Origin of the sequence: Paenibacillus dakarensis (genome assembly GCF_001373415.1) — a bacterium.
Classification (GTDB): domain Bacteria; phylum Bacillota; class Bacilli; order Paenibacillales; family Paenibacillaceae; genus Paenibacillus_AQ; species Paenibacillus_AQ dakarensis.
In genome coordinates this window covers 22,451-47,573 of record NZ_CDSE01000099.1, presented here as the reverse complement: position 1 = coordinate 47,573, position 25,123 = coordinate 22,451, and the positions used below count along the sequence as shown (strand labels likewise).

Annotated in this window: 29 protein-coding genes; all 29 read right to left on the bottom strand. The window is 45.6% G+C overall.

Translation table 11 applies throughout. The features are described from left to right. Positions 1-272 (bottom strand): sigma factor (locus BN1234_RS21540; protein ID WP_281177665.1); only part of this gene is annotated, 272 nt, incomplete at its 3' end. 15 nt (positions 273-287) lie between these two features. Then, positions 288-704 carry a hypothetical protein gene (locus BN1234_RS21535; RefSeq protein ID WP_054958691.1) on the bottom strand — a complete coding sequence of 139 codons (417 nt, stop codon included), beginning with the start codon at positions 702-704 and terminating at the stop codon, positions 288-290. Between the two features lie 2 nt (positions 705-706). Further along, a complete protein-coding gene (locus BN1234_RS21530) occupies positions 707-1,204 on the bottom strand; it encodes a chemotaxis protein CheD (RefSeq protein ID WP_054958690.1) in 498 nt (165 codons plus the stop codon). Then, the gene (locus BN1234_RS21525; protein ID WP_170308102.1) at positions 1,197-1,790 is read right to left on the bottom strand and encodes a chemotaxis protein CheC; all 594 of its coding nucleotides are present in this window, start codon (positions 1,788-1,790) and stop codon (positions 1,197-1,199) included. The genes BN1234_RS21530 and BN1234_RS21525 overlap by 8 nt, the downstream gene beginning before the upstream one ends. Positions 1,791-1,827: 37 nt before the next feature. Then, complete coding sequence (locus tag BN1234_RS21520; protein WP_054958696.1) at positions 1,828-2,289, bottom strand: chemotaxis protein CheW; 462 nt, start codon at positions 2,287-2,289, stop codon at positions 1,828-1,830. A 102-nt stretch (positions 2,290-2,391) separates the two neighbouring features. Next, the gene (locus BN1234_RS21515; protein ID WP_054958688.1) at positions 2,392-4,467 is read right to left on the bottom strand and encodes a chemotaxis protein CheA; all 2,076 of its coding nucleotides are present in this window, start codon (positions 4,465-4,467) and stop codon (positions 2,392-2,394) included. Between the two features lie 24 nt (positions 4,468-4,491). Further along, positions 4,492-5,874, bottom strand: a complete 1,383-nt coding sequence (locus BN1234_RS21510) for a protein-glutamate methylesterase/protein-glutamine glutaminase (protein ID WP_054958687.1) — start codon at positions 5,872-5,874, stop codon at positions 4,492-4,494. 41 nt (positions 5,875-5,915) lie between these two features. Continuing rightward, positions 5,916-6,800: a MinD/ParA family protein gene (locus BN1234_RS21505; RefSeq protein ID WP_054958686.1), complete on the bottom strand. Its 885-nt coding sequence runs from the start codon at positions 6,798-6,800 to the stop codon at positions 5,916-5,918. After that, entirely contained in the window at positions 6,797-8,200 is a 1,404-nt protein-coding gene (flhF, locus tag BN1234_RS21500) for a flagellar biosynthesis GTPase FlhF (RefSeq protein WP_054958685.1), read from the bottom strand. Before flhF ends, BN1234_RS21505 begins: the two co-directional genes overlap by 4 nt. Next, the gene (flhA, locus tag BN1234_RS21495; RefSeq protein WP_054958684.1) at positions 8,197-10,230 is read right to left on the bottom strand and encodes a flagellar biosynthesis protein FlhA; all 2,034 of its coding nucleotides are present in this window, start codon (positions 10,228-10,230) and stop codon (positions 8,197-8,199) included. The genes flhF and flhA overlap by 4 nt, the downstream gene beginning before the upstream one ends. 24 nt (positions 10,231-10,254) lie before the next feature. Further along, positions 10,255-11,343: a flagellar biosynthesis protein FlhB gene (flhB, locus tag BN1234_RS21490; RefSeq protein ID WP_054958683.1), complete on the bottom strand. Its 1,089-nt coding sequence runs from the start codon at positions 11,341-11,343 to the stop codon at positions 10,255-10,257. A 5-nt stretch (positions 11,344-11,348) separates the two neighbouring features. Continuing rightward, on the bottom strand, positions 11,349-12,152 hold the full coding sequence (gene fliR, locus BN1234_RS21485; RefSeq protein WP_054958682.1) for a flagellar biosynthetic protein FliR: 804 nt from the start codon (positions 12,150-12,152) through the stop codon (positions 11,349-11,351). 11 nt (positions 12,153-12,163) lie between these two features. After that, a complete protein-coding gene (gene fliQ / locus BN1234_RS21480; protein WP_054958681.1) occupies positions 12,164-12,433 on the bottom strand; it encodes a flagellar biosynthesis protein FliQ in 270 nt (89 codons plus the stop codon). A gap of 32 nt (positions 12,434-12,465) precedes the next feature. Beyond that, on the bottom strand, positions 12,466-13,218 hold the full coding sequence (fliP, locus tag BN1234_RS21475) for a flagellar type III secretion system pore protein FliP (RefSeq protein ID WP_054958680.1): 753 nt from the start codon (positions 13,216-13,218) through the stop codon (positions 12,466-12,468). Next, positions 13,215-13,733: a FliO/MopB family protein gene (locus BN1234_RS21470; RefSeq protein ID WP_054958679.1), complete on the bottom strand. Its 519-nt coding sequence runs from the start codon at positions 13,731-13,733 to the stop codon at positions 13,215-13,217. The genes fliP and BN1234_RS21470 overlap by 4 nt, the downstream gene beginning before the upstream one ends. Positions 13,734-13,745: 12 nt before the next feature. Further along, on the bottom strand, positions 13,746-14,111 hold the full coding sequence (locus BN1234_RS21465; RefSeq protein WP_054958678.1) for a response regulator: 366 nt from the start codon (positions 14,109-14,111) through the stop codon (positions 13,746-13,748). A 26-nt stretch (positions 14,112-14,137) separates the two neighbouring features. Beyond that, positions 14,138-15,415: a flagellar motor switch phosphatase FliY gene (fliY, locus tag BN1234_RS21460; protein ID WP_054958677.1), complete on the bottom strand. Its 1,278-nt coding sequence runs from the start codon at positions 15,413-15,415 to the stop codon at positions 14,138-14,140. Then, positions 15,405-16,403, bottom strand: a complete 999-nt coding sequence (gene fliM, locus BN1234_RS21455) for a flagellar motor switch protein FliM (protein WP_054958676.1) — start codon at positions 16,401-16,403, stop codon at positions 15,405-15,407. The genes fliY and fliM overlap by 11 nt, the downstream gene beginning before the upstream one ends. A gap of 32 nt (positions 16,404-16,435) precedes the next feature. Further along, on the bottom strand, positions 16,436-16,888 hold the full coding sequence (locus BN1234_RS21450) for a flagellar basal body-associated FliL family protein (protein WP_054958675.1): 453 nt from the start codon (positions 16,886-16,888) through the stop codon (positions 16,436-16,438). Continuing rightward, positions 16,885-17,109: a flagellar FlbD family protein gene (locus tag BN1234_RS21445; protein WP_054958674.1), complete on the bottom strand. Its 225-nt coding sequence runs from the start codon at positions 17,107-17,109 to the stop codon at positions 16,885-16,887. Before BN1234_RS21445 ends, BN1234_RS21450 begins: the two co-directional genes overlap by 4 nt. Before the next feature lie 57 nt (positions 17,110-17,166). Continuing rightward, on the bottom strand, positions 17,167-17,982 hold the full coding sequence (flgG, locus tag BN1234_RS21440) for a flagellar basal body rod protein FlgG (protein ID WP_054958673.1): 816 nt from the start codon (positions 17,980-17,982) through the stop codon (positions 17,167-17,169). A 75-nt stretch (positions 17,983-18,057) separates the two neighbouring features. Further along, positions 18,058-18,447: a TIGR02530 family flagellar biosynthesis protein gene (locus BN1234_RS21435; protein WP_054958695.1), complete on the bottom strand. Its 390-nt coding sequence runs from the start codon at positions 18,445-18,447 to the stop codon at positions 18,058-18,060. Then, the gene (locus BN1234_RS21430) at positions 18,447-19,013 is read right to left on the bottom strand and encodes a flagellar hook capping FlgD N-terminal domain-containing protein (protein ID WP_054958672.1); all 567 of its coding nucleotides are present in this window, start codon (positions 19,011-19,013) and stop codon (positions 18,447-18,449) included. The genes BN1234_RS21435 and BN1234_RS21430 overlap by 1 nt, the downstream gene beginning before the upstream one ends. Positions 19,014-19,033: 20 nt before the next feature. Beyond that, the gene (locus tag BN1234_RS21425; protein WP_054958671.1) at positions 19,034-20,473 is read right to left on the bottom strand and encodes a flagellar hook-length control protein FliK; all 1,440 of its coding nucleotides are present in this window, start codon (positions 20,471-20,473) and stop codon (positions 19,034-19,036) included. A 44-nt stretch (positions 20,474-20,517) separates the two neighbouring features. After that, positions 20,518-21,444 (bottom strand): MotE family protein, encoded by a 927-nt coding sequence (locus tag BN1234_RS21420; protein WP_245640249.1) that lies wholly within the window; start codon positions 21,442-21,444, stop codon positions 20,518-20,520. 43 nt (positions 21,445-21,487) lie between these two features. Further along, the gene (gene fliJ / locus BN1234_RS21415; RefSeq protein ID WP_054958670.1) at positions 21,488-21,931 is read right to left on the bottom strand and encodes a flagellar export protein FliJ; all 444 of its coding nucleotides are present in this window, start codon (positions 21,929-21,931) and stop codon (positions 21,488-21,490) included. A gap of 10 nt (positions 21,932-21,941) precedes the next feature. Continuing rightward, positions 21,942-23,261, bottom strand: coding sequence for a flagellar protein export ATPase FliI (fliI, locus tag BN1234_RS21410; RefSeq protein ID WP_054958669.1), 1,320 nt, complete (start codon positions 23,259-23,261; stop codon positions 21,942-21,944). Next, complete coding sequence (locus tag BN1234_RS21405) at positions 23,248-24,111, bottom strand: FliH/SctL family protein (RefSeq protein WP_054958668.1); 864 nt, start codon at positions 24,109-24,111, stop codon at positions 23,248-23,250. The genes fliI and BN1234_RS21405 overlap by 14 nt, the downstream gene beginning before the upstream one ends. Then, on the bottom strand, positions 24,104-25,120 hold the full coding sequence (gene fliG / locus BN1234_RS21400; protein ID WP_054958667.1) for a flagellar motor switch protein FliG: 1,017 nt from the start codon (positions 25,118-25,120) through the stop codon (positions 24,104-24,106). Before fliG ends, BN1234_RS21405 begins: the two co-directional genes overlap by 8 nt. Between the last annotated feature and the right edge of the window lie 3 nt (positions 25,121-25,123).

The following is a 25,123-nucleotide window of genomic DNA, read 5'->3' as shown; positions in this document are numbered from 1 at the left end:
CCCCGAACCCGCCATGATGCATAAGTTTCAAATTGGAGTCCCCGTTTATAATCAAACTTCTCAATAGCATCTATCAAACCCATTACCCCGTTGCTTGCTAAATCACCTTTAGAAATATTTCGGGGGAGCCCGATTGCCAAACGGCTTGAAACGTAGTCAACAATATGCAAATGATTTTCAATTAATTTCTTTTTCGCTTCTTGATCTCCATCTTCCTTCCATGCTGCCCATAAATCCGCATGGTTAAGGGGAGCAGATTTGCGCTCGTCCAATTGCCTTCACCATCCTTATTTTTCTGTCAGGTGACGAACGGCCTTGGCCAGTTCTTCGGGGTCCTTTGTTGAAACCAGTTTTGGAGGTTTAAGCGGTACAAACCCGCTGCCTTCTTGTCTCTGCTCTGGTTCCGGTTTAATGAGTTCCATCAATTCTTCATCTTCATCCGGTGTTACCATATCAAGTCTGTTTCCAAGCTGGTCATCAGCGGCATCACTATTACCTTCTCTGCCTTGTGCAGAATCTTTAGCTGGTTCACCTGCCACAGTAAAAACCCATCTGAGCAGGTATGCTAATGCAAACCAAATTGCAAATGCAGCGCCAGCCCGGATTAAACTTGTCAACCACAGATTGTTTTGTAATGAAAATACAAGCGTAAGTATAAATCCGATAAGTCCGGCACCTATATTAATTCGAAGATTTCCTATCATGACTACAATTCCTTTACGCCCTTTTGTACACTACGTATGGTAAATTTACCCGTTGTGCAGTCCAATTCAACAGTTCTTCCGTAATTTCCCCCGGTATCTTCAGCAAGGAGAGGAATACCCAGCTGTTCCAAAACCGCTTTACAGGCCTCCACATTCCGCGGCCCTATTCTCATGCTTTCACCTGCGCCCGCAAAAGAAAACATCTGGGCTCCACCAGCCATTTTAGCAACTAATCTGCTATGGGACGCTCCCATATCCTTAAGTTTAGTCAAAAGAACCGGAAGGGCAGTATCTGCATATTTTGCTAAATTCAACTGACCTTCTCTAGCAATGGATGAAGAGGGAAGCATGACATGAGCCATCCCTCCAAGCTTCAACAGAGGATCATAAAGTGTCAGACCCACGCAAGAGCCTAAACCTGTTGTACGTAATAATCCGCTCGGACCCGCGACGTTTAAATCCGCCATTGCTACCTTCACTAAACATTGCTCATCAATCATTCTGCAGAGGCACTCCTAAAGCTTCAAATATTTGAGCAAAAGACTGAGGGTCCGGAATCAGGAAAAACTGTCCCTCCACTTCATGATGCCCTTCCAAGAACGTCGTGTTGATCAACAGGGCATCATCACCCATCTGACCATATTGCAACAATCCATAGCTTAATATCGCTCCTGCCATATCCAAGGCCAAGCCGGGTACGGTTGGTGTCATAGACAGCTTCGTAAAGTCTGCCAGGGAAGATAAGTATGATCCTGCCAAAATGTTACCGATCTCATTAAGTGCTGACTGTTCCATTTCAGAAAATTCGAACTCTTCCAATACCTCTATTCCGGCAAGCCGCTGAAGGAGCTTTTTTCCCGCCTCAGGACTCATAATAAAGAAAAGATTACCCGGCGCGTCACCCTCAACTCGCAGGAAAACAGCCAATACTACTTGTTCAGCGCCTCCAACACTATCGGCTATTTCCTCAAAGTTAAGAAGCTGAACCTTCGGAACCTCCATATCTATAGGCTTGTTCAAGAGCCGGGAGAGGGCGGTCGCGGCATTGCCCGCCCCTATATTCCCTATTTCCTTGAGAACATCCATTTTCAAATCTTTATCATACTTAAAGAGATCCACTATGCTATTCCTCTAAACCTTCAAGTTGTATAATTTCACTTTTGTTTAGAACCTCGGACAGATTAAGCATTATCAGCAAACGCCCCTCGCCGATTTTAGCAACACCGCGGAGATATTTCGCTTTTATACCACCCACAACTTCCGGCGGCGTATCAATACTATCGCTGTTTATATCGATAACATCACTCGCTGAATCCACAATAAATCCAACCTGCATTTCATTAACGGAAACAATAATAATTCGTGATTGATCCGTGTACTCCGTTTCCGGCAGGCCAAAACGACCGCGCAGATCGATCACGGGAATAACTACCCCGCGCAAATTGACAACACCTTTTACAAAAGCGTATGTTTTGGGCACTCTAGTAATCGGCATCAGCCGTTCAATAGTCTGAACCTTCTCTACTTCAATCCCGTACTCTTCATCCCTGAGCTTAAAGACGATTACTTTAATTTCTTCTCCCATATTAATTTCTTCTCCCATATTAATTGCCTCCCTTTATATACTCATCAGAGCAGCTGGTGTGCAGCGCCCAAGTCTGTTATTACTCATCCTTTTGCCTAACACTCACTTAAAAAAGGCATTCGGATCAATAATCAGAGCCACTTGACCATCACCGAGAATTGTAGCCCCGGAAACACCCTGGATCACAGGCAAATATTTGCCCAAATTTTTAATAACGATCTCATTTTGCCCAATAAAATCGTCGATGGCTAACGCTGCAAGACGATCTCCTTTACGAATCACGACAATCTCTGTCTCTTCTTCAGTCAGATCATCAAAATCCGGTACATCAAACACACGACTAAGCGAAATAATAGGAATATGGGCTTCTCTGAACGGAATCATGCGAATGCCGTGAACTGTACGAATCTGCGATTTCTTGATGATTCCGGTTTCCATGATTGATGTCAATGGAATTGCATATTTCTCGGATCCCATTTTAATAAGCATCGCCGCGATAATAGAAAGCGTTAGCGGAAGTTGGACCGAGAAGTTTGTCCCTTTTCCTGGTGTTGAGTGAATAGTTACATTACCGCCGAGTGAGACGATCTTGGATTTAACCACATCCAAGCCTACACCCCTTCCGGATACATCCGAAATTTTCTCGGCTGTACTGAATCCCGGTGCAAACAGGAGTTGGTGTGCTTCTTCATCAGACATGGAGGCTGCTTGCTCCTCAGTCACTACGCCTTTTTGGAGAGCACTTTGAATAATGTTCTCCCTTATAATCCCTCTGCCATCATCTTCGATTTCAATAAACACATGGTTCCCGCTGTGGAAAGCCCGGAGATGAACCTTACCTGTATCCGATTTGCCTGCAGCAACCCGATCCTCAACCGGTTCTATCCCGTGATCGACAGAGTTCCGGAGAAGGTGAACCAGCGGATCTCCAATTTCGTCGATTACTGTTCGATCCAGTTCCGTTTCTGCACCCGTAATGATCAAATCGATTTTTTTATCAAGGGACTTGGCAAGATCCCGTACCATTCTTGGAAAACGGTTAAAGACAGTATCCACAGGTACCATCCGCAATTTGAGTACGATATTTTGAAGATCGCTGCTGACACGGCTCATGTGCTCCACGGTATCTGTCAGTTCCTGGTTCTTCGCATCTTCAGCCAGCTGTTCCAGACGAACACGGTCTATCAACAGTTCGCTAAACAGATTCATTAATGTGTCCAGACGCTCAATATCAACACGAATCGTGCGTGATGGCGTCCCGGACCCGGTATTTTTTAAAGCCGTTTTGGAAGAAGCGGTTTCTTTTGCATCAGTCTCTGAAAAAGCCGCTGGCTGAACAGAAGGGGATTCAGCTTCTTTCTGTACAGTTTCAGCTGTGGCAGTACTTTGCTGAACCATCTGGTGTAATGATTCATGATCAAGATCCGCTACATTTACTGTATCGATTTCTGAAATATTCAGAATTTGGGCTTCAAGCTCTGCTGCATCCCTCTGTGTAATAAAGTACAGTGAGAACATTTGGTCAAATTCACCCTGCTCAATATCCTGCACATCCGGGTATGTCTTTACGATTTCTCCTGATCTTTCTAACAGTTCAAATACCATATAAGCCCTAGCTGCTTTGAGTTGGCAGTCTTCACGAAGCTTTACCTGAATATATAGAACCTTGTGTCCTTCAGAAATGGATTGGTCCAGCACAGAATACTGAAATTCATCCAATTCGATGCCTGGATTAACCGGAGAGTCAGCTGCTTGCTTTGAGGAGGCTGCAGCAGTTTCTGTAGAAGCGCCAGGGACTTCACCGCGCACAATTGCTTGAAGGGAAGCTACAATAGAGGAAACATCAGCCTTTCCTTCACCACCCTGCACAATATCCTGAACCATGGACTCAAGTGCATCCAAGCTTTTAAATAAGGTGTCAAAAATAAAATCCTGCATCTTCAGCTTTTCGTTTCGAACCAGGTCAAGCACATTTTCCATTTGATGTGTCAGGGATGCAAGATCTTCAAAACCCATGGTTGCCGCCATCCCTTTTAATGTATGTGCTGACCTGAAGATCACCTGTACAATACTTAAATCATCCGGACTGCTTTCCAGTTGAAGCATATTTTCATTTAATGACTGCAGATGATCATTCGACTCATCAATAAACATGGATAAGTATTGATTCATGTCCATTTCCGAGATACCCCCTCTATGAGTTCACTTTTCGAGACTTACTGCTTGTACCAATTTCCCCGCCATGCTGTGCAGCGGCAGAGAATAACGGACACAACCTAATTCAACAGCGGAACGAGGCATGCCATACACTACACAGGTTTCCTCACTTTCGGCGAACGTTGATGTCACTCCAGAATCGTACAACTTTCGCATCATCCTCGCCCCGTCGCTTCCCATTCCGGTCATCAGTACAACATGACGTTTCAAAGAAGTGAGCGGAAGAAGAGATTCAAATAACACATCTACGGATGGCCGGTGTCCATTACACAGCTCACCATCCCGGATTGCAATCTGATATTGTCCATTTACAGCTTGACTTACAGTCATATGCCTGCCACCCGGCGCAACATAGGCAGCTCCAGGCTTCAAGAGCATTCCGTCCTGAGCCTCTTTCACATCCAACGCACTGAAGGAATCAAGACGCTGGGCCAGAGACTTGGTGAAGTTAGGCGGCATATGCTGTACAATCACGATTGGAGCAGGGAAGTCTGCAGGTATATTCTCCAGTAATGTTTTCAGAGCCCGCGGGCCGCCGGTAGAACAACCAACCGCTACAATTTGATTAATATCCGAATCTTGAGCCCTCTTATGCAGGCGCTCATCACGTTCCTTAACAACTGAATGATTACCAACATCATGCACACCAGCTGATGCCTGTCGCCTCTTCTTAGGAGGAATAGATACGGGCTGTTCTTCCGGAACTTGCCTTGCTTTAACTGGCTTGGCTTTACCTTCTTCAGCACGTTTGGAAGAATTTGAACCCGGTTGTCCTTCGTGAATCTGAGCTCCGTTCTTATTCCGTAAGTATGTAGAGCCTCTTGTTGTTGGCTTAATAGCCGAAGTCTTCCACAGCTCATCCTTGCTGAACGAAATCTGTCGATCGGAAGGCCTTGGCGAAAGAGGATTAGCTTTTGATTTCTCACGTCGCTTATGCTCTTCTTCCTCCCACAATGCCCTCCGTTCTTTAGCATGCATTGCTGCATTCAACTGACTCAGCAGCTCACTGCCAACGTGCTCTATGTCTTGAGCATTTGAAATTGAAGGTTTACGTATGAAATCGAAAGCACCGAACTCCAATGCAAGAATCGTTTCGCGCATCCCCTCTTCATTAACCCCAGACAGCATAATAACGGTGTGATCGCCTTCCTCCATAATCGTTCGGAGTGCATCCAGTCCGTTTAATTCAGGCATTTCTACATCCATCGTAATGACATCAGGTTTAAGCTCTTTAACTTTCTCAATAGCTTCCCTGCCATTGGTACCAGTACCTACCACTTGAAACCGGCTATCCTGTTCGATGAGATCGGAAATAATTTTCCTCATAAATGCAGAATCATCTACCACGAGCACACGAAATGGTGTCACGTAAGTCCACCCCAGTTCCCTTGTTAGTCATAAAAGAATCATTATGTTCGTTTAAGCCATCGATGCATGAAGCCCTTGATTCCTGAATGGGACCCTGGTTCCCGAGCCGCCGGAACCGCCAAATAACGCAATGCCAAACGCTGCACATCTCGTGCTGCTTCACACTTAGGATAAGCAATAGAGAATGGTACCTGCCGCTTTACGGATTTCACAACATACGGATCATCCGACACGTACCCCAGCATCTTAATATCCAGGTCCAGAAACCGATGAGCTGTTAGAATAATTTTATCGGCTGCCTGGGCAGCTTCCTTTTCATCACCAGCTCTGTTTATGACAAGGTCAAATTTCACTTCCGGATGACTTCCGTGTACGACCTTGATCAAGGCATAAGCGTCTGTAATGGATGTTGGCTCCGGCGTGGTCACGACCAAACACTGGTCCGCCGAGGTAATAAACTTCATGTTCTGTTTAGATATCCCGGCGCCTGTATCAAATATAATGTAATCCATTTCAGCTGCCATGCTCTCCATTTGAGCCACGAAATAATTAAGATCATCCTCTGATAAGGAGAGCATATCCACTATTCCTGAACCGCCGGCTATGTACGGCAGCCCTTCTGGTCCATACTGGATAACCTCTTCAATGCTTTTCTCTCTGTGGAGCAGATGATAAAGATTGAATCTTGAGGATACTCCCATCAGAACATCAATGTTGGCCATGCCTATATCAGCATCAAATATGAGGACTTTCTTACCCATGGATTTGAGTGCCAATGCAAAGTTCAACGTGAAATTAGATTTTCCCACCCCTCCCTTACCGCTGGAAACGGTAATCACTTTGCCAAGTTTTTTTGAGGAAGCTTGCGAAGGGATCATCGCTTTTTCTGAAACCAGCTGTCTGAGTGATTGCGCCTGATCCTTCATGTTCGTATCTCTCCAAGCAGCATACGGGATAGCATAGCAGTGTCCGGCATGATCAGGTCATCAGGGACATTTTGACCGTTGGTCATGTAAGACAGCTTTAGCGGATATGCCTCGAGCACATTAAACAGTGAACCATAGCTTCCCGTTTCATCCAGCTTTGTAAAGATCACCTTATCGAGGCCAAACTTACTGAAATGATCCGTAATTTCAAGCATGTCACTGCTCTTTGATGTCAAACTGAGTACGAGATACGTTTCACTCTGGTCAGATGCGTTAAGCAAGCTCTGCAGTTCTGAAACCAGAAGCTCGTTTCGATAATTGCGGCCTGCGGTATCCATTAATATTAAATCGCAAGCAGCCAACCGCTCCATAGCACGCTTCATGTCCCCAGGAGACTGAACAACCTCAAGAGGTACATTTAATATAGAGGCATATGTTCTTAGCTGTTCAACAGCCGATATCCGATAGGTATCTGAGGTAATGAAGCCTACCCTCCTCTGATATCGAAACAACTGCTCTGCCGCGAGCTTTGCAATTGTTGTTGTCTTTCCTACGCCAGTAGGACCAGCAATATAAACAATTCGTGTATCTCTTTGCAGTCCGCCTCCATAACGTCCTTCTAAAAACAATCCAAGCTGCTCCTCCATCGCTTGATGAAGCTGCTCATCTGTTAAGGTCTTGCCGCTCTGAGTCCATTCTTCAATGACAGCAGTCAGAAATTTCTCAGACAGTGAGTCAGACAGCCCCTGCCTTGTAAGCCGATCCCGCATGGATTCGAGCACTGCCGGCAGCTCCTGTTTAACTTGAGTTTGACGGGAAAGACGAGCAATCCATTCCTTCATCTCCCGCATCTCTTCGAGCATGATTCGATCAGTCTGACTCCTGTTATCCGATGCGACGACAGAGTCATCGATTGATGATCCTGACTTGACAACAGGCTCCCACGATTTTTGATCAGAATGAGGATCCTCGCCTTGTTCGGTACGGTTGTCTTGATATTTTTCCGATACACCAGAAGCTGCCTGGGCATAGGCTGCAGCAAAATCAACTGCCGCCCGCTCCCTGTCAATAGCCAGTTCAGCCGATACCTGATGAGGAATAGCCTCTTTCACTTCCGACTGAACTTGAGCAGCAGTCTCCGAGCCTTTATAGGCCTTGGTGAGCATATTCCTTGGAACAGGGGTTACAGGCGTGACAGGCGCCTCCGGTTTGGAGTTTTCCTTCTTCTCCCCTTTGTCAACCGCCGCAATAACCTCGATTTTCTTTTTTGTGAATATGCCCAGAAAACCGCCTGTTTTAATTTCTTTTGAACTGAGGATGACCGCTTCACTACCGAGTTCATTTCGAATATACTTCATAGCTTCCGGCATTGTGTCTACGATATATCGTTTCACTCTCATAAATTCACCACTCCGACGCTCTGAATTTCGACATTAGGCTCAAGTTCACTGTAAGAAAGCACGGGGATATCCTGCATACCTCGTTCAATGATCTGACGAAGATACATCCGGATCGCCGGAGATGTTAGCAGTACTGGCTGCTGGCCCATCTGAATCAGACGATTTACCTGTTCGCTCAGCTTTTGGAACACATTCTGAGTAGAAACGGGGTCCATGGCAATATAACTGCCCTGGTCGGTCTGTTGAACGCTTTCTGCAATCTTCTTCTCAAGAGACGGTCCTACAGTGATAACTCGCATCGCTTCCCCTTCTTGTACATACTGCTGAGTAATCTGGCGGGATAACGATTGCCTTACATATTCAGTAAGTACCTCCGGGTCTTTAGAGTATTGGCCATAATCCGCTAGCGCTTCGAAAATAGTAACCAGATCCCGGATCGAAATTTTCTCTTTCAACAGCTTAGCCAGCACTTTCTGTACTTCCCCAATGGAGAGGACGGAAGGGATAAGCTCATCGACAAGAACAGGATAGCTTTCACGAATATTGTCAACCAGCGTCTTCGTTTCCTGACGCCCAATTAATTCGTGAGCATGTCTCTTGATAAGCTCCGTCAAATGGGTAGCAACCACTGATGGCGGATCCACCACCGTGTAACCGGCAAGCTCCGCCCGCTCCTTGGCATTCTCATCGATCCATAAGGCCGGCAGACCAAATGCTGGCTCTGTCGTTTCAATGCCTGTAACAGAATCATCCTCATACCCTGGGCTCATTGCCAAATAGTGGTTTAGTAATAATTCACCGCCGCCGACAGCATTCCCTTTAATTTTTATGACGTATTCATTCGGTTTTAGTTGAATATTGTCACGAATGCGAATAACCGGTACCACAAGTCCTAGTTCTAGCGCGCATTGTCTGCGAATCATAATAATCCGATCCAGCAAATCCCCACCCTGCTGTGTATCCGCAAGAGGTATAAGACCGTACCCAAATTCGAATTCGATAGGGTCGACCTGCAGCAGATTAATTACACTTTCAGGACTTCTAACTTCCTCGATCTGCTGCTCCTCTTCCATCTGCTCGACCTCAACCTGCTTACGCTCCAGATTGCTTTGCATCCGCCTGGCCGCAATAAAGAGAAGCACTGCGATAGGAAACGTTGTGATGAAATGAATTGGAGTAAATAATCCTAAAAAGGTTACCGTTACAGCGACTATGTACAGCAGCTTCGGGTATGAAAACAATTGACCTGTCAGATCATCTGAAAGGCTGCCTTCAGAGGAGGCACGGGTCACAATGAGACCTGCAGCTGTTGAAATTAAGAGCGCTGGAATCTGGCTAACCAAACCGTCACCGATCGTCAAGATCGAGTATGTGCTCATCGCTTCAGAGAATGGCATTCCGTGAATGGATATTCCGATGATAAATCCACCGATCAAGTTGATTAGAAGGATAATAATCGATGCAATAGCATCACCCTTAACAAATTTACTGGCACCATCCATGGCTCCATAAAAGTCAGCTTCCCGTTCGACTTTACGGCGGCGTTCACGCGCTTGATTCTCATTAATCATTCCGGCATTCAGATCAGCATCTATACTCATCTGTTTACCAGGCATGGCATCGAGTGTAAATCTTGCAGCCACTTCTGCAACCCGCTCGGATCCTTTGGTAATTACAATGAATTGCACGACAACGAGAATAAGGAAGACGATAAAGCCGATTGCAATTTCTCCTCCGGCAATCCAGCTTCCAAAGGTTGCAACAACCTCTCCTGCCTTACCTTGTGATAAAATCAGTTTGGTTGTTGAAATATTAAGTGACAATCGGAAAAGCGTTGTTATTAACAGTAATGAAGGGAAAATCGAGAAGTCGAGTGCTTCTCTCGTATTCATGGCAACAAGCAAAATGATGAGAGCCAATGAAATATTAATAACAAGCAATACGTCCAACAGCCATTCAGGGATCGGAAGAATCATCATGAGTACGATGCCTATAACACCCGCTAGTATGGAAATTTCTTTAATTTTCACTATTCCCCGGCCTCCGATCCCTGGTTATTTCGTCTTGCCCTTTAATTTGTATACATACGCCAGCACTTCAGCTACAGCCTGAAACAGATCACCGGGAATGGAGTCCCCGATCTCAGCCCGCTGATACAAAGCTCGTGCAAGCGGCTTGTTTTCCATCGTTATTACACCGTTTTTTTTGGCGACTTCTTTGATTCGCAGTGCCATATAATCTTGGCCTTTAGCAATAATCTCAGGAGCTTCCATAGAGGAACCGTCATATTTTAACGCTACTGCAAAGTGAGTCGGATTCGTGATGATTACATCGGCGTTCGGAACTTCTTGCATCATCCGTTGCAGCGCCATACGCCGCTGCCGTTCTCGAATCTTTCCTTTGATCAGCGGATCCCCTTCCATCTTCTTGTACTCATCTTTTATGTCCTGCTTCGACATCCGAATGTTCTTCTCATGCTCATACTTCTGATACATGTAATCAAGAACTGCAAGAATGATTAGGCCCACTGCGATTTTGATGCCGAGAGAAAGCGTTACGTCTGCAGTAAATTGAAATATGGCTGTCGGACTCATCAATGATAAGGATGATAATCCTTGTCTTGCACCCCACAGAGAGGTGTAGACCAGATATCCTATAATAGACAACTTGATAATCGATTTCAGAAATTCAACGAGTGAACGCATGGAGGCGATATTCTTAAACCCTTTAATCGGATCGATCTTGCTGAATTTCATCTTCAAAGATTCACCAGTTAAGAGGAATCCGACCTGCATATAGTTCACAGCCAAAGCAATAACAAATACAACGATAAACAGCGGGGCAATCAGCAATAGGATTTGTATACCGTATTCGCCCAGCAGCATGATGACATTGTCTGCTGTAACATCCATTGAAAGACGATTCAAGAACACATCGGTGAACAGTCGAACCAGGTGCTCTCTTATATAACCGCCAAAAATCATCAGGCACAAAAATGCAGCCATGAGAACAGACGACCCTGACAGCTCCATGCTCTTGGCGATCTGCCCCTTTTTCCGGGTATCCTGTCTCTTCTTAGGGGTTGCCTTCTCCGTCTTCTCACCCGCAAACAGCTGCAAGTCCACGCTGTACCTTAATGACACCCCTATCACTCCTTACTCCATCCCACCGGCTTACTGCCAATCACGCTCAGCAGTTTCTGCAAGGCTTCGAACATTTCTGCAAACAAATGATCAAACAGCGCTGTCAGGCCCGGCATCAGCAACAGAAGCAAAGCCAAGCCAACAATAACCTTCAAAATAATACCGATCACAAACACATTAAATTGAGGTGCTGTTCTCGCCAAAAAACCGAGTCCAACGTCCGTAAGGAACAGCGCCGCTACAAGTGGGGCTGCCATTTGCAGAGCCAAAACAAATGAATGAGCAAAAGTAGAAACCAGAAAATCGGTCACGCTGCCATCCTGAAACTTGGTAAAGACATTGCCTGTAATCGGCATCCAATCATAACTGTACATAATCGCATCAAGCAGATAATGATGACCGTTCATACTTAAAAATACGAGCAATGCCAGCATATATTTAAAATTACCGATTAAAGGTGTTGAGACACCCGTAAACGGATCAATTACATTCGCCATACTGAATCCGATCTGTATATCAATAAGTGCACCTGCTGTCTGAACAACAGCCATCATCAGAAAAGCGGTGAACCCAAGTAACAGCCCTACTAACACTTCCTGAACAATCAGCAGGATGTAAGCTGCGTCCTGGGTAACCGTCTGTCCTATACCAAAAGTAAGGAATACAAGAACGGCAACCATGAAGGAAATCCCTATCTTAAATTGCGCAGGAACTCCTCGAGCCGAATAAATCGGCGCTACAACAAAAAATGATGTAATTCGACAAAAAATAAGCAAAAAGACAGGAACACTTCTCTCCAACCATTCCATGGACACTCAGCCTATCCGATATATTTGTGGAGATTTTCGAGAATTCCGCCGGTAAAATCCACTAGTGTTGTTAATATCCAAGGACCAAACAGCAGCAGTGCGAGCAGAACAACAATAATCTTCGGTACGAAGGCAAGCGTCTGCTCTTGAATTTGCGTTGTTGCCTGAAATATACTGATGACTAATCCCACAACCAAGGCGAGAACAAGCATAGGAGCACTAACTTTAAGCACGGTATATACTGCCTGCCCCGCTAAACCGATAATAAACTCTGCACTCACGGCGAGTCCTCCTCTATAGCAAATACTTGCCGCTACGGATTAAAGCTCATTAACATCGACTTCACAACGAGATACCATCCGTCAACTAAAACGAACAGCAGAATTTTGAACGGCAGAGAGATCATAACAGGCGGCAGCATCATCATACCCATCGCCATTAAAACACTCGCTACCACGATATCAATGACTAGAAAAGGAATAAAGATCATGAAACCCATCTGGAAACCGGTTTTAAGTTCACTGATCGCAAACGCCGGCACTAATACGGTTAACGGAATGTCTTGGTAATTCTCCGGCTTCTCTGCTCCTGTATATTTCATAAACAGCAGCAGGTCCTTCTCCCTCGTATGTGAGAACATGAATTTCTTCATGGGTTCTTGAGCCTTATCCAGCGCCTCCACCTGTGTAATTTCACCCTTAAGATACGGCTGCAGAGCTGTATCGTTCATCGTTGACAGCGTCGGAGCCATGACGAACAATGTTAAAAATAAAGCCAGGCCAATCAATACCTGATTTGGCGGAGTCTGCTGTGTACCCAGTGACGTCCGTACAAATCCCAGTACAATTACGATGCGGGTGAAACTCGTCATTAAGACAAGAATTGCCGGAGCCACGCTTAAAATCGTGATCAAGAGGATGAGCGACAATGCGCTTGTCCCTGGTTGATCTCCTTCGTTGCCAATCTGTATATCGATGTTCGGGATCGGATCTGCCCATGCAGAAGTAGTAAGAATCAGTCCGATCAACATGAGTAACACGACAGCTGATGCAATCTTTTTATTCATGAATCCTTATGATCCTCCCGCAGCAGTTCTTCCACCTTTTGTTTCCGGTCCGGTACGCTGCGCAGCTTCGATTCAAACACCTCATGAAAAGATGATGTATCCTCCAGCTCAATATCCTCTGACTTTTGTCCCTTACGAAACCTTGCCATCAAGCTACCGATAAACGGTGGTAACGTACCCGATTTAAATCCATGCTCCTGGTCAAAAGCAGCCTGTATTTGTGCAACTGCTTCCGGATCAGAAATTTTGTCGAGGAGTGAGACATTCTCGCCGACACCAATCAGATAAATGCTGTCCCCCACTTCAACTAACTGTATCGATTTATTGGGGCCGATTCCTACCGCACCAAGTGTCCGAATAGAACGGCCCTGCATCCAACCCTGATTCTTCCGGCCCAGGAACCGGATCAGAAATATAATGGCTGTTACAATAATGGCAAGAACGATAAACACGTAAAAAAGTTGAAGATAATACCCCGACGTATCTGATCTCATCCCTTCTGAAGCCACCGTCATAAATAAGCTTCCTTAAACGCCGAGCGTTTTGTTAATTGCTTCAATAACGCGATCAGACTGGAATGGTTTTACGATAAAATCTTTTGCGCCCGCCTGAATCGCATCAATTACCATTGCTTGCTGTCCCATAGCCGAGCACATAATGACTTTTGCGTTCGGGTCTACTTTTTTAATTTCCTTAAGGGCTGCAATTCCATCCATCTCCGGCATGGTAATATCCATTGTAATCAAGTCCGGACGAACTTCTTTAAATTTTTCGATCGCTTGGGCTCCGTCCTGAGCCTCACCTACGACCTCAAAACCGTTTTTTGTCAAAATGTCACGGATCATCATTCTCATAAATGCCGCATCGTCCACAATCAGAATTCGGTTAGCCATTGATAAAAATCCTCCCTAAATGTGTGCTATTGTAATTTTTGTATTCGGTCCCATTGACTTACGATATCCGTAACGCGCACGCCGAAGTTTTCGTCAATAACAACAACTTCCCCTTTGGCGATAAGCTTGTGGTTCACAAGAATATCTACAGGTTCGCCAGCCAGCTTGTCCAGCTCAATAATCGAGCCCTGAGACATTTCCAGTATATCCTTAATTTGCTTCTGGGTCCTTCCTAATTCTACGGTGACTTTAAGGGGAATGTCCATCAGTAAGTTGAGATTGTTTTCCTCTACCTGAGCGTACGGTGCATTTTGCAGATTTGCGAACTGCACTGGCTGTACATTAACATTACGATTTGATATTCCACCATATTGCTGAGGAGCCGGCTGTTGATAAGGCATCTGAGGCTGCATGTAAGGCATTTGCGGAGGTACCGCGCCTCCCATCATACCCTGGTTATATCCATAACCCTGATCCTGAGGATAGCCCTGCTGTGGCGGCATTTGGTGCTGCATAGGAATTTGCTCCTGTGGCTGTGGTTGATGCATCTGCTCATGTGTTTCTTCTGCTGCAGGTCTCTCTTCAAAAGCTTCTGCTTCCGGTATTTCAGCTGATTCATCTGTTCCATTAATCAGGGTGTTGACCATATCCTTAGCGAACCCAATCGGCAGAAGCTGCATGATGAATGAGTCGATCAAGTCTCCAATAATAAGTCTGAATGATATTTTAATCAGCGTTTCTTCACCAGGCAGATTATTGACTCCATCACCGCTGGACATGTTCAAAATATCAATTCCCGGAGGAGAGATATTTACGAATCGGTTAAAGATCGTAGACATGCTTGTTGCGGATGAGCCCATCATTTGATTCATAGCTTCCTGGACTGCACTTATATGAATTTCGTTAAGCTCTTCATCCTGGGGATTCCCTTCTCCTCCAAGCATTAAATCCGCAATAACCTGAGCATCCCGCGTCCTGATAACGAGAGAATTGATGCCTTCAAATCCGTCAACATAGGTTACATGAACGGCTACATGCGGCTTAGGGAATTCCTCTTCAAACTGGCTTCTGGATATAATAGATACTTTCGGTGTTGTAATATCCACTTTTTTACCGAGCAGTGTTGAAAGAGCTGTTGCCGCACTGCCAAATGTGATATTACCGATCTCACCTAATGCATCCTGCTCCAGCGGTGTCAATACGTCATCAACGTTTGCTACCGAAGAAGAGGGAGCTGATGCCATTTCAGTCTGTTTTAATAGGGCATCAATTTCTTCTTGGGATAAATAATCTTTACTCGTCAATTTCTTCAGCTCCTTCGCTGACGATTTCATCGATTTGCACCGCAATCCGATCCTTCATTGTTCCTGGACTGCCGATATATTTCAGTTTATCGCCTACTTTAATAGACAGGCCATCATGAACGGGTTTATTCAGGGATATTACATCTCCCACATTCAAGCCCAGAAACTCTGATATGGTAAGCTTAGACTCTCCGAGCTCAGCAATGATAGGCAGCTTCGCTTTGCTTACCCGCTGCTTTAGAGCTTCAACTTCTTCCGGTACCCGAGTCTTCTTCTCTGAAGTAAACCACTGATGTGCTGATAGCTTCGACATGATGGGCTCCAGAACCACATGAGGGATACACAGATTTATCATGCCGGTCGTATCGCCGATCTTAGTGCTAAGTGATATAAGAGCAATCGTTTCGTTCGGTGATACAATTTGCATAAATTGCGGATTAGTCTCCAAAGCCTCAAGACGAGGAGAAATATCCAGGACTGTTTTCCAAGCCTCCTGCAGGCTTTCAAAAGCTCGACTGAAGATCCGTTCCATAATGATGGTTTCAATTTCTGTCATTGCATTGATCTTTGACGGAGCGTTCCCTGTCCCGCCTAGCAATCGATCCAGCATGGCATAGGCGATGTTCGGATGAACTTCAAGCACCATGCGTCCCACAAGCGGTTCTGCTTCAAAGATATTAAGGACAGTCATTTTGGGGATAGATCGAATAAATTCATCGTAAGGAAGCTGCTCTACCTGGACAACATTGATTTGCACAAAAGTACGCAGCTGAGCTGAGAAATAAGTCGTTAAATAACGAGCAAAATTTTCATGGATACGAGTTAAGCTGCGGATATGATCCTTGGAAAAACGGACCGCTCTCTTAAAGTCATAGGAGCGGATTCTTTTCTGGGTTTCTTCTTTTTTGAGTTCTTCTGCATCCATCTCGCCGGAAGAGAGAGCGGCCAGCAGGGCATCTATCTCATTTTGTGATAATACATCAACCATCATCTCACCCCCTTACGTAATCCAGGTTTCCTCTATAAAGGTTGAACAATCTTATTCGTAATTTCAATCTGTTCGACCTTGCCGCTGGGCAATGCTTTGTTAATCTGTTCTAACAGTTTCGAAGTAAATTGTTCGGTACTCTTGGAATCTTTGAAGCTTTCTGGTTTGGTGTCGACCAGCGCCTTAATGATAATCGGTTTAACCTTAATTTCTTTGATCTTGTCAAAATCCTCTTTTGCCTTCTTGTCATTCAATTGAAATGAGAAGCTCATCTTGGCAATAAAGTCAGGGTCTGAAAGATTGGTGATTACATCACTGATTTCAGAGGTCATTTCAACGATCTGATCAGCTGACAATGATACAGGTGCAGCAGATATATTCGTCTTGTCATTGCCAAGAAATTTATTGGACAATAAGAATACCGCTAATACGATTAACGTAATTGAAAGCAGTATTGTAATGAGCCAGGGAAGCATCTTTTTCATGAAGGTTCCTCCATTTGTTGCACTTTAATAGTCGCTTGATGTACGCCAACCTCACCATGATACGCTTTGATTGATGCGATAATATCTGCTGCCTTTTCCAAAACAATCAGTCTTTTACCTGTCGTTAATGTCACATAGGTATCAGGTGTTTCCTCTACCATTTCAATTAATAACGCGTTCAGCCAAAATTGCGTGCCGTTTAATCTCGTGACCGAAATCATAAGCAGCCTCCTTCAACATACATTGGGGGAGGACAAAGCCTCCCCTATTCCCATCTATTAGCGTTTCAGGTTAACGACTTCCTGAAGAACTTCGTCAGAGGTTGTAATGATTCGGGAGTTCGCCTGGAAACCGCGCTGGGCAACGATCATTTCCGTAAACTCACCTGTCAAATCGACGTTTGACATCTCAAGCTGTCCCGCGATAATTGCGCCGGTACCATCCTCAACGCTATTAGCTCCGAGTGGTACCACCTCGGTTTCATCGCCGCCGAGCGCATTTGCAGTGACCCGATACAGGTTGCCCCCCATCTTTTCAAGACCTTCAGGATTGATCACTTTAGCAATACCGATTTTAACGCCTTCTCCTTCATCTCCGCCCTGAGTTACGATGGTGCCGTCCTGAGCGATCGAGAAACCGGTCACTTCATCTCCGAGAGTAATAATCGCACCCTCAGAATCCAGAACAAACAAGCCGTCTGAAGTAACCAGGTTACGGTTCCCGTCAATATGAAAATCCCCTGCTCTTGTCAGAAAAGGAGTTTCCTGTTCATCAGACATCTTGACCATAAAGAATCCATCACCATCTATACGCAAATCCGTAGGAACATTAGTTGTCTGAGCACTACCCGGCGTATGAATCGTATCAATAGAACCTACTGTTGTACCAAGACCAATTTGCTTCGCATTAACCCCGCCCTGAGTATCCGTAGGAGCTGTCACACCGGATACGGTCTGACTTAAAATATCTTTAAACATCACCCGGCTAGCCTTGAAGCCTACCGTGTTTACGTTAGCAATGTTATTTCCGATTACATCCAGTTTGGTTTGAAAGCCTTTCATACCGGATACACCCGAATACATGGATCTTAACATTGAAATTCCTCCTTATATTTGAGCCGCGTCAGTCGATCGGCGGCCGTCTGGTCTCCTTTTCGGGCCAACCAGTAATTATGAGATGATGACTGCACTGTCGATTTGGGTAAATACATTATCTTTCATGGATTGATTATCCATCGCGGTTACAACAGTACGGTTAGGTATATTAACAATCAGTGCCATATCGTTCATTAAGATCAGCGATTCTTTGCTTCCCTTGGCTGCCGCCTTCTCAATGGCTGAATGAATTTGTGCAAGCTGATCTCCCTTAAGCTCAATCCCTCGCTGTTCTAACCGTTTCGCTGCATGATTGCTGAACTTCAGAAGCTTCTCATCCAAAAGCTCTTTAAACGTACCTGACGGGTGTAACTTTGAGTTAGCTGCGTTATGACGATCTCGCTGCACTACGGCTGGCTGCATCTTGCCGGGGTACAGCTGACCAATCGTAATCGGATTACTCATCATGCCTCACCCCCGTTATCCGTACCACTTTCCTGTGGAGAATCGCCCTGTTCAGCTGGATTATCCGGATTCTCTGAAGGAGCTTCCGGTTCTACAGGCCCACCGGGATCCGGGTTATTCGTTTCTGGCACAAGATTCTCAATCTGAACAATGTAATCCAGTGCAATTTCGTCTTTACCAACCTTGGCAAAATGTATTCCATCCCGAATGAGAACGGAATCAACAACACCGCTTTTTATAACAGTTTCACTGTTACTACCCTGAGCGAACTCAAGCCAGCTTACCTTCTTTCCGATTAAACTCGATGCTGTTCCAAGCGACTGTCTCATATCCGTAATCTGAGAAGAAATATTCATCAGCTGCTCCAGAGATGTGAACTGCGCCATCTGGGCGATAAACTCTTTATCCTGCATCGGTTGAAGCGGATCCTGATTACGAAGCTGCGTAATCAAAATACTTAGAAACTGGTCCTTTCCAAGTTCCTGTCCGTTGGTTGCGCTGGCTTTAGCCACGTTACCTTTGGCATAATTCGGCCAGACATTATTACTGACAAATGGTGTACCCACTTATCTCTCACCTCCTTCACCTAAACGGTTGCTGTGAATGAACCGCTGTGTACCTGTGTTTCTGCCTCTTCTCGCTCTGCCAGCCATTCATTCCATTCTTCGGTTATAGCTGCTGCTGCAATCGCATCGTCTGATTGAGCATCTCTTTCTCTGGAACGTCGATTCGGATTCTGCTGACCTGAACCGGGTTGTCTTCCATCTTGATATAGCTGGGATGAAGACGTTTGACTGCTCTGGGTGACTTCGAGCTTCTCAACTTGCAGTCCCTGTCCCTGAAGTGCGGAACGAAGCTGTGACATCTGTTGATCGATTAGCTCTTTTGCATCTGAATTGCGAGTCATAAACTGGGCTACCAGATGGCCGTTCTGCATGGTGATTTTAATATCGACCTGACCCAAATGCTCAGGATTTAGTGATATTCTCGCTTCTGTAAAACCTTGCAGCTTAACGAACTCCAATTTGTTTACCACCAGGTTTGTCATTTCTTTTGCGAACTGCTCCACAGGCACCGGTTGAGCCACCGGTTGGACCGGAGTGTTAGTACCTGACCGGAGTACAAGTTGACCTGCTGTCATTGTGTGCTGCCCGGATGTGATCTCACCGCTGGCTCCTGCTTCTTCACTCGCTGATCCATCCAACCCATTGCCGGACAAATTCACTTTGCCTTCCGTCATTGGCTCAAGACGCACTGCAGGTTTCACACGAACCGGAAGTTCAGCTTTATCCGTGCTTAACAGCGTTTCTATGCTAACCTTGTTGTTTACGGTCGGGATAGCTTGAACGCGGTTATGAGCTTCCTGTTTGCTGGTTTCATCTCCTTTCCCTGTTAATAATGAAGAAAAGGATTGGGCCAGCTGCATAAGCTGAGGCTTTGCTTGTTCACTCATACCGTTATTTTTCAGCAGACTGTTCAACTGGGTAATCGCATCAAGTACGGCAAAACGAATGGTTTCGGAATGCGCAGCAAGTGGCGAAATGATCTGCATTTCACCTTGAGGATCTGGAACCTGTCCGGATTGTTGACCCTCTCCTTGAACTTGTGCTCCATTAAGTATGGATGCTGCCTGCTGCAACCAGTTCTGAAGCTGTTGTAATAATGATGGATCTTCCTCTAAAGCTTCTTCCAGTTTCTCTAGATCTTTCAATAATGAAAGAATCAGATCACTTAAGCCCAGGAAGTTATCTTGTCCGGGACTTCCTTCGGTCACAGCTGTTTCCGTAGTTTCTACAGCTTCACCACTTAATGATGGAACAGATAAGCCCTTGAACATAGAAGCCGAAGACATATCCAACATGAGCGCAGCTGTATCCTTTACAGAAGGAGCAGCAGCATTCGACATTTGCTGACCCAGCACTTGTCCAAAAACCTCACCCGTGCTTGTTCCGCCGTTGTTAGCACTCTTATCCGGCGATACGGCTCCATTAACACCTGAAGTAAGACCTTGAAATATTAACGTCATTGTATTCTCACCTCCTTTCAATGAAGCGAAGTCCTGCTGAATCGCTACTTCGAACCCATTAGTCTGTTGAGAATTTTAGCTGTCAGCTCTGGGTCTTCCGTAGACATCGCATTTAATATTCGAGCCCGGGTCCCATCATCAACCGTATTCAGTATGGTAATGGTCTTGGCCTGACTGATTTTATAGGTTTGCAAGAGCAGCTCAGCTGCGCTCGCAGGCGTCATCTGTGAGAAAGTTTGACTTAACTGGTTTTTATCCAGGTTATCCGTCGTTTTCACGGCTGTTTTACTGCTCTCATTTTTCTTCAACCTGGCCTGCAGTGCTGAGACAACCAGATCATCTGACGGCACTGCATCTTTCAGCATCATCGTAGCATCAGCTGCCGTTTTCGGGTCCATTTTTTCCAAAATGGCAATTCGCTTTGCGCTCTTCATCTCGCTGAACATTAACACCATTTCTTCTAGCGCAAGATTTTGCATAATGGGTGCTGCTTTGCTTGGACTCATATCGCCATACAGCTTGGCCAAGTCCTTAATCTGTTTCGCGTAAGGATCTTCTTCGGGCTCCTTGGGGGCGGCAGCTTGGTTTTTCATGTCCTTAACCTGTGTCTGGAGCTCCATCACTTTCTCATCTTGGGCTGTCTTCTCCGCTATCAATTCTGTAAGCGACTTTTCCTTCTCCGCTAATTGCTTTTTGAGCTCCTTTATCGTTGCTTCAGAGCTTTCCTCCTGCTTTTTAACTTCTTTCAGCTTTTCCTGTTCGGGCGAAAGCTCCGCATCAGGCACCCAATTCTTAACAATAGGGATTTTGTTAGCTATATCAAGTACTCCGTTACGAACATTGATGTTGAACAGGGTTAACAATACACCCACTAATACTATGGTAAAAATAATCGGGATCAGGAAGAGCAGAATCCTTTCAACCCCCCCACTTGATTCCTCTTGATCTATCGGCATATCATTTCGTGCCACTTTCCATTCCTCCTTTGCGGGCAACCTTGTGGCAGATCAGAGCTTAATGGGCGTTCATGGCAAAACGAACCGTTGCCATTTCGTCCAGCTCGTTTTGTTCCCTTAGGAGACTTTCATGCTGGAACTTTTCTTTCGATTTATCCCTCGCTTTAAGCCAAACCTTTTCATCCAGCATCTTTTCGTTCAACTGCTGTTTTTTATCATTGACGTTAATATGAGCCAGCTTGATATCATCACGTTTTTTTGCGATACAGGATTCTAGATATTCGATATATGTCTGTATGTTCCGAATTTCAAGGACCGGCGCACAACGTTCTGCCGCATTTTGTTGAGCCTCGTACATCTGTTCACGCATTTCAAAAAGTTCACTCAGACTTTTTTCCTCAGCCTGAAGTTTGCCTAGCGCGGATGACAGCATCCACTCTGCTTGTGTCTTTTCGTTACCTTTTAAATCCACAATTTTTTGAAATGCGTAGTGAAATTTCATCTTTCAGTGGTCATCTCCTTGAGAATTCGGATATCAAACGCTCCTGAACTTCGCTTAATGTCGTTTTTTCATTCACCTTTTGCTTCGTAAAATCCCAAATCCTCTGAATATAATCCATTGCCTCATCAATTTCCGCATTGGATCCCGGCTGATATGCTCCGATATTAATCAGGTCTTCAGAATCTTTGTAGACTGACATCAATCGCTTGATGTTATCTGCGGCTTCAATCTGTTCCTCCGGCGAGATATCCTTCATCACCCGGCTGATACTGGCAAGCACATCGATCGCAGGAAAATGACCTTTATTGGCGATACTCCGATTCAGAACGATATGACCATCCAATATCCCTCGAACGGCATCTGCAATGGGTTCATTCATATCATCCCCGTCTACCAATACCGTATAAAAGGCAGTAATAGAGCCCGCAGGTCCAGTGCCTGCTCTTTCCAGCAGCTTGGGCAGGCTTGCGAATACTGACGGTGTATAACCCCGCATGGCTGGTGGTTCTCCCACGGCCAGCCCCACTTCTCGCTGTGCCATCGCATACCGTGTAACAGAGTCCATCATCAACATCACATTCAGCCCGCGGTCTCTAAAATGCTCGGCTATTGATGTAGCAATCAAGGCGCCTTTAATCCGGATTAGTGCAGGCTGATCTGATGTAGCAACAATAACGACTGAACGCTTGAGCCCTTCAGGACCCAGGTCCCGTTCAATAAAATCAAGAACCTCTCTGCCCCGCTCACCGATCAACGCGATAACATTTACATCAGCAGAAGTATTCCGGGCGATCATTCCCATGAGCGTACTCTTTCCCACACCCGATCCAGCAAATATCCCGACGCGCTGACCTTTACCGATCGTGAGCAGTCCGTCAATTGCTCGTACCCCAATGCTGATCGGCTCAAGCACACGCGGTCTGTTCAGCGGATTCTGGGGAATATTATTCGTCGAACTGTAAGGCATTCTCGCCGGTATAAGAGATCCGTCAAGTGGTTGACCCAACCCGTCCAGCACTTTTCCAAGCAGCTCTGATCCCACCTGTACACTAAGCGGCTTACCCGTTCCGACTACATCGCAGCCAGGGCCGATCGAATGAAGCTCACCTAAAGGCATCAGAAGCACCTTATTGTCCCGGAAACCTACAACTTCTGCCTGAAGAGGCTTGGACTGCTTGCTTGGGTAGATATAACACACCTCGCCTACACTGGCATCAGGCCCTTCCGATTCAACCATCAAACCGATCACCTGCGTTACCTTGCCGTTAATACGTACAGGATCAATATGTCTTAGATGATCTTTGTAACGGTTACTGTCAAGCTTCTTCATCTTGATTTCTCCGTTCCTCATCATCAAGTGACAGCCTTATTAACTCTTTCTTTATCTCCGTTAGCTGGGTATCGATTCTGGCATCTACGCTGCCGAACGAAGAACGGATAACACAGCCCCTGTCTTTGACCGTTGCGTCCGGTAATATCTCAAGCTCTGCTTGAGAATCGAGTGCCAGCGCCAGCTCCTCCCTAGCCGCATGCACAAATGCGAAATGTGTTGGAGATACACAGAGTGAAATAACTCCTTTTTCTCGTTTACGGGTCAAATTCTTCCTTATAAGTTCCAGCATATAATCCGTTTCAACGGTTAACTGTCTGTCCAGTATTTTCTCGGCAATTGCACAGCTCAGATCAACCAAAAACGGTTCCGCCTCTTGAATCAACTCTTCCTTCGCCTCATAAGCCTGCTGAAGGAGAATACGTGCTTCTTCCGTTGTCCTAGCCATTATTTCTTTCATTTCAGACTCGGCTTTTGCTGTTCCCTCTTCGTATCCCTGACGGAAGCCCTCGGCTTTCAGTGCTTCTCCAAGATCCTCGTCCTGGCTACGCCTTTCTTCCCACCATGCTGTGATTTGAGCCTGGGCATCTGCAAGAATCCGCTCTGCTTCTTCAGAAGCTTCCCGAATTTGCCGTTCTGCGAAATCCTTCGCATCCTTCAGCATCTCTTCCTTTATTCTTTCAGCTTCAGCTAATGCATGGTGGACTGCTGGATCAGAAGTCTGTAATTGCTCAGAGGTATCCTTTTCTTCACTGTCTTGTACTGATGAAACTGTATATTGACGGGATAAATCCAACTTTTTCAAGACATCCAACGGCATATACTGGGACGATTTGATCAAGTTAGACAATAATGTCATCTCCTCCGCCGCGAGCTATAATCACTTCTCCCGCTTCTTCAAGTCTCCGGATGGTGCTTACGATACGAGTCTGGGCTTCCTCAACGTCACGCAACCGCACAGGTCCCATATATTCCATTTCTTCTTTGAATGTTTCGGACATTCTTTTGGACATATTCCGGAAAATAACGTCCCGAACTTCCTCGCTGGCCACTTTAAGCGCAAGCTGCAAATCAGCATTCTCAATGTCACGAATAATTCGTTGAATGGATCGGTTGTCCACATTTACGATATCTTCAAAGACAAACATCCGCTTCTTGATTTCCTCAGCAAGCTCCGGATCTTGAATCTCAAGGGCATCCAGGATCGTACGCTCTGTCCCCCGGTCCACACCGTTTAGGATTTGTACAATGGATTCGATTCCTCCGGCGCTTGTGTAATCCTGAGTAACTGTGGCTGACAGTTTTTGTTCAAGTACACGTTCCACTTGAGCGATAACCTCAGGGGAAGTGCTGTCCATTACGGCAACCCGTCGTGCAACTTCAGCCTGCTTCTCTTGCGGAAGAGAAGACAAAATTGCGGCCGCCTGATCAAACTGCAAGTACGAAAGAACCAAGGCGATTGTCTGTGCATTTTCATTCTGAATAAAGTTTAAGATCTGGCTTGGATCTGCCTTTCTTGCAAAATCAAACGGCCTTACCTGCAAGGTGGCCGTCAGACGGTTGATTACTTCCATCGCCTTCTGTGGTCCAAGAGCCTTTTCCAATATCTCTTTCGCGTACGTGATACCACCTTGTGTGATATATTCCTGTGCAAGACAGATCTGATGGAATTCAGACATGATCATCTCTTTCTCACCGCTGTCCACTTTCCGTACGTTGGCAATTTCCAGTGTTAGCTGTTCGATTTCTTCTTCCCGCAAATGCTTGAAGATTTGAGCAGACACTTCAGGTCCCAGCGTGATTAACAAGATTGCTGCTTTCTGGCGTCCGCTTAACGTTAGATTATTTCCTCTAGCCAATTC

Coding starts and splice junctions, on each gene's coding strand:
- BN1234_RS21535 (WP_054958691.1), bottom strand. CDS start 704: ATGATAGGAAATCTTCGAATTAATATAGGTGCCGGACTTATCGGATTT.
- BN1234_RS21515 (WP_054958688.1), bottom strand. CDS start 4,467: ATGGACATGAATCAATACTTATCCATGTTTATTGATGAGTCGAATGAT.
- BN1234_RS21520 (WP_054958696.1), bottom strand. CDS start 2,289: ATGGGAGAAGAAATTAAAGTAATCGTCTTTAAGCTCAGGGATGAAGAG.
- flgG (WP_054958673.1), bottom strand. CDS start 17,982: ATGTTAAGATCCATGTATTCGGGTGTATCCGGTATGAAAGGCTTTCAA.
- BN1234_RS21435 (WP_054958695.1), bottom strand. CDS start 18,447: ATGAGTAATCCGATTACGATTGGTCAGCTGTACCCCGGCAAGATGCAG.
- fliM (WP_054958676.1), bottom strand. CDS start 16,403: ATGGTTGATGTATTATCACAAAATGAGATAGATGCCCTGCTGGCCGCT.
- BN1234_RS21425 (WP_054958671.1), bottom strand. CDS start 20,473: ATGACGTTAATATTTCAAGGTCTTACTTCAGGTGTTAATGGAGCCGTA.
- fliJ (WP_054958670.1), bottom strand. CDS start 21,931: ATGAAATTTCACTACGCATTTCAAAAAATTGTGGATTTAAAAGGTAAC.
- BN1234_RS21450 (WP_054958675.1), bottom strand. CDS start 16,888: ATGAAAAAGATGCTTCCCTGGCTCATTACAATACTGCTTTCAATTACG.
- BN1234_RS21505 (WP_054958686.1), bottom strand. CDS start 6,800: ATGAAGGATCAGGCGCAATCACTCAGACAGCTGGTTTCAGAAAAAGCG.
- fliI (WP_054958669.1), bottom strand. CDS start 23,261: ATGAAGAAGCTTGACAGTAACCGTTACAAAGATCATCTAAGACATATT.
- BN1234_RS21470 (WP_054958679.1), bottom strand. CDS start 13,733: ATGACGGTGGCTTCAGAAGGGATGAGATCAGATACGTCGGGGTATTAT.
- flhF (WP_054958685.1), bottom strand. CDS start 8,200: ATGAGAGTGAAACGATATATCGTAGACACAATGCCGGAAGCTATGAAG.
- fliP (WP_054958680.1), bottom strand. CDS start 13,218: ATGAATAAAAAGATTGCATCAGCTGTCGTGTTACTCATGTTGATCGGA.
- fliR (WP_054958682.1), bottom strand. CDS start 12,152: ATGGAATGGTTGGAGAGAAGTGTTCCTGTCTTTTTGCTTATTTTTTGT.
- BN1234_RS21530 (WP_054958690.1), bottom strand. CDS start 1,204: ATGATTGATGAGCAATGTTTAGTGAAGGTAGCAATGGCGGATTTAAAC.
- BN1234_RS21525 (WP_170308102.1), bottom strand. CDS start 1,790: ATGGATGTTCTCAAGGAAATAGGGAATATAGGGGCGGGCAATGCCGCG.
- BN1234_RS21445 (WP_054958674.1), bottom strand. CDS start 17,109: ATGATTTCGGTCACGAGATTAAACGGCACGCAATTTTGGCTGAACGCG.
- BN1234_RS21465 (WP_054958678.1), bottom strand. CDS start 14,111: ATGGCTAACCGAATTCTGATTGTGGACGATGCGGCATTTATGAGAATG.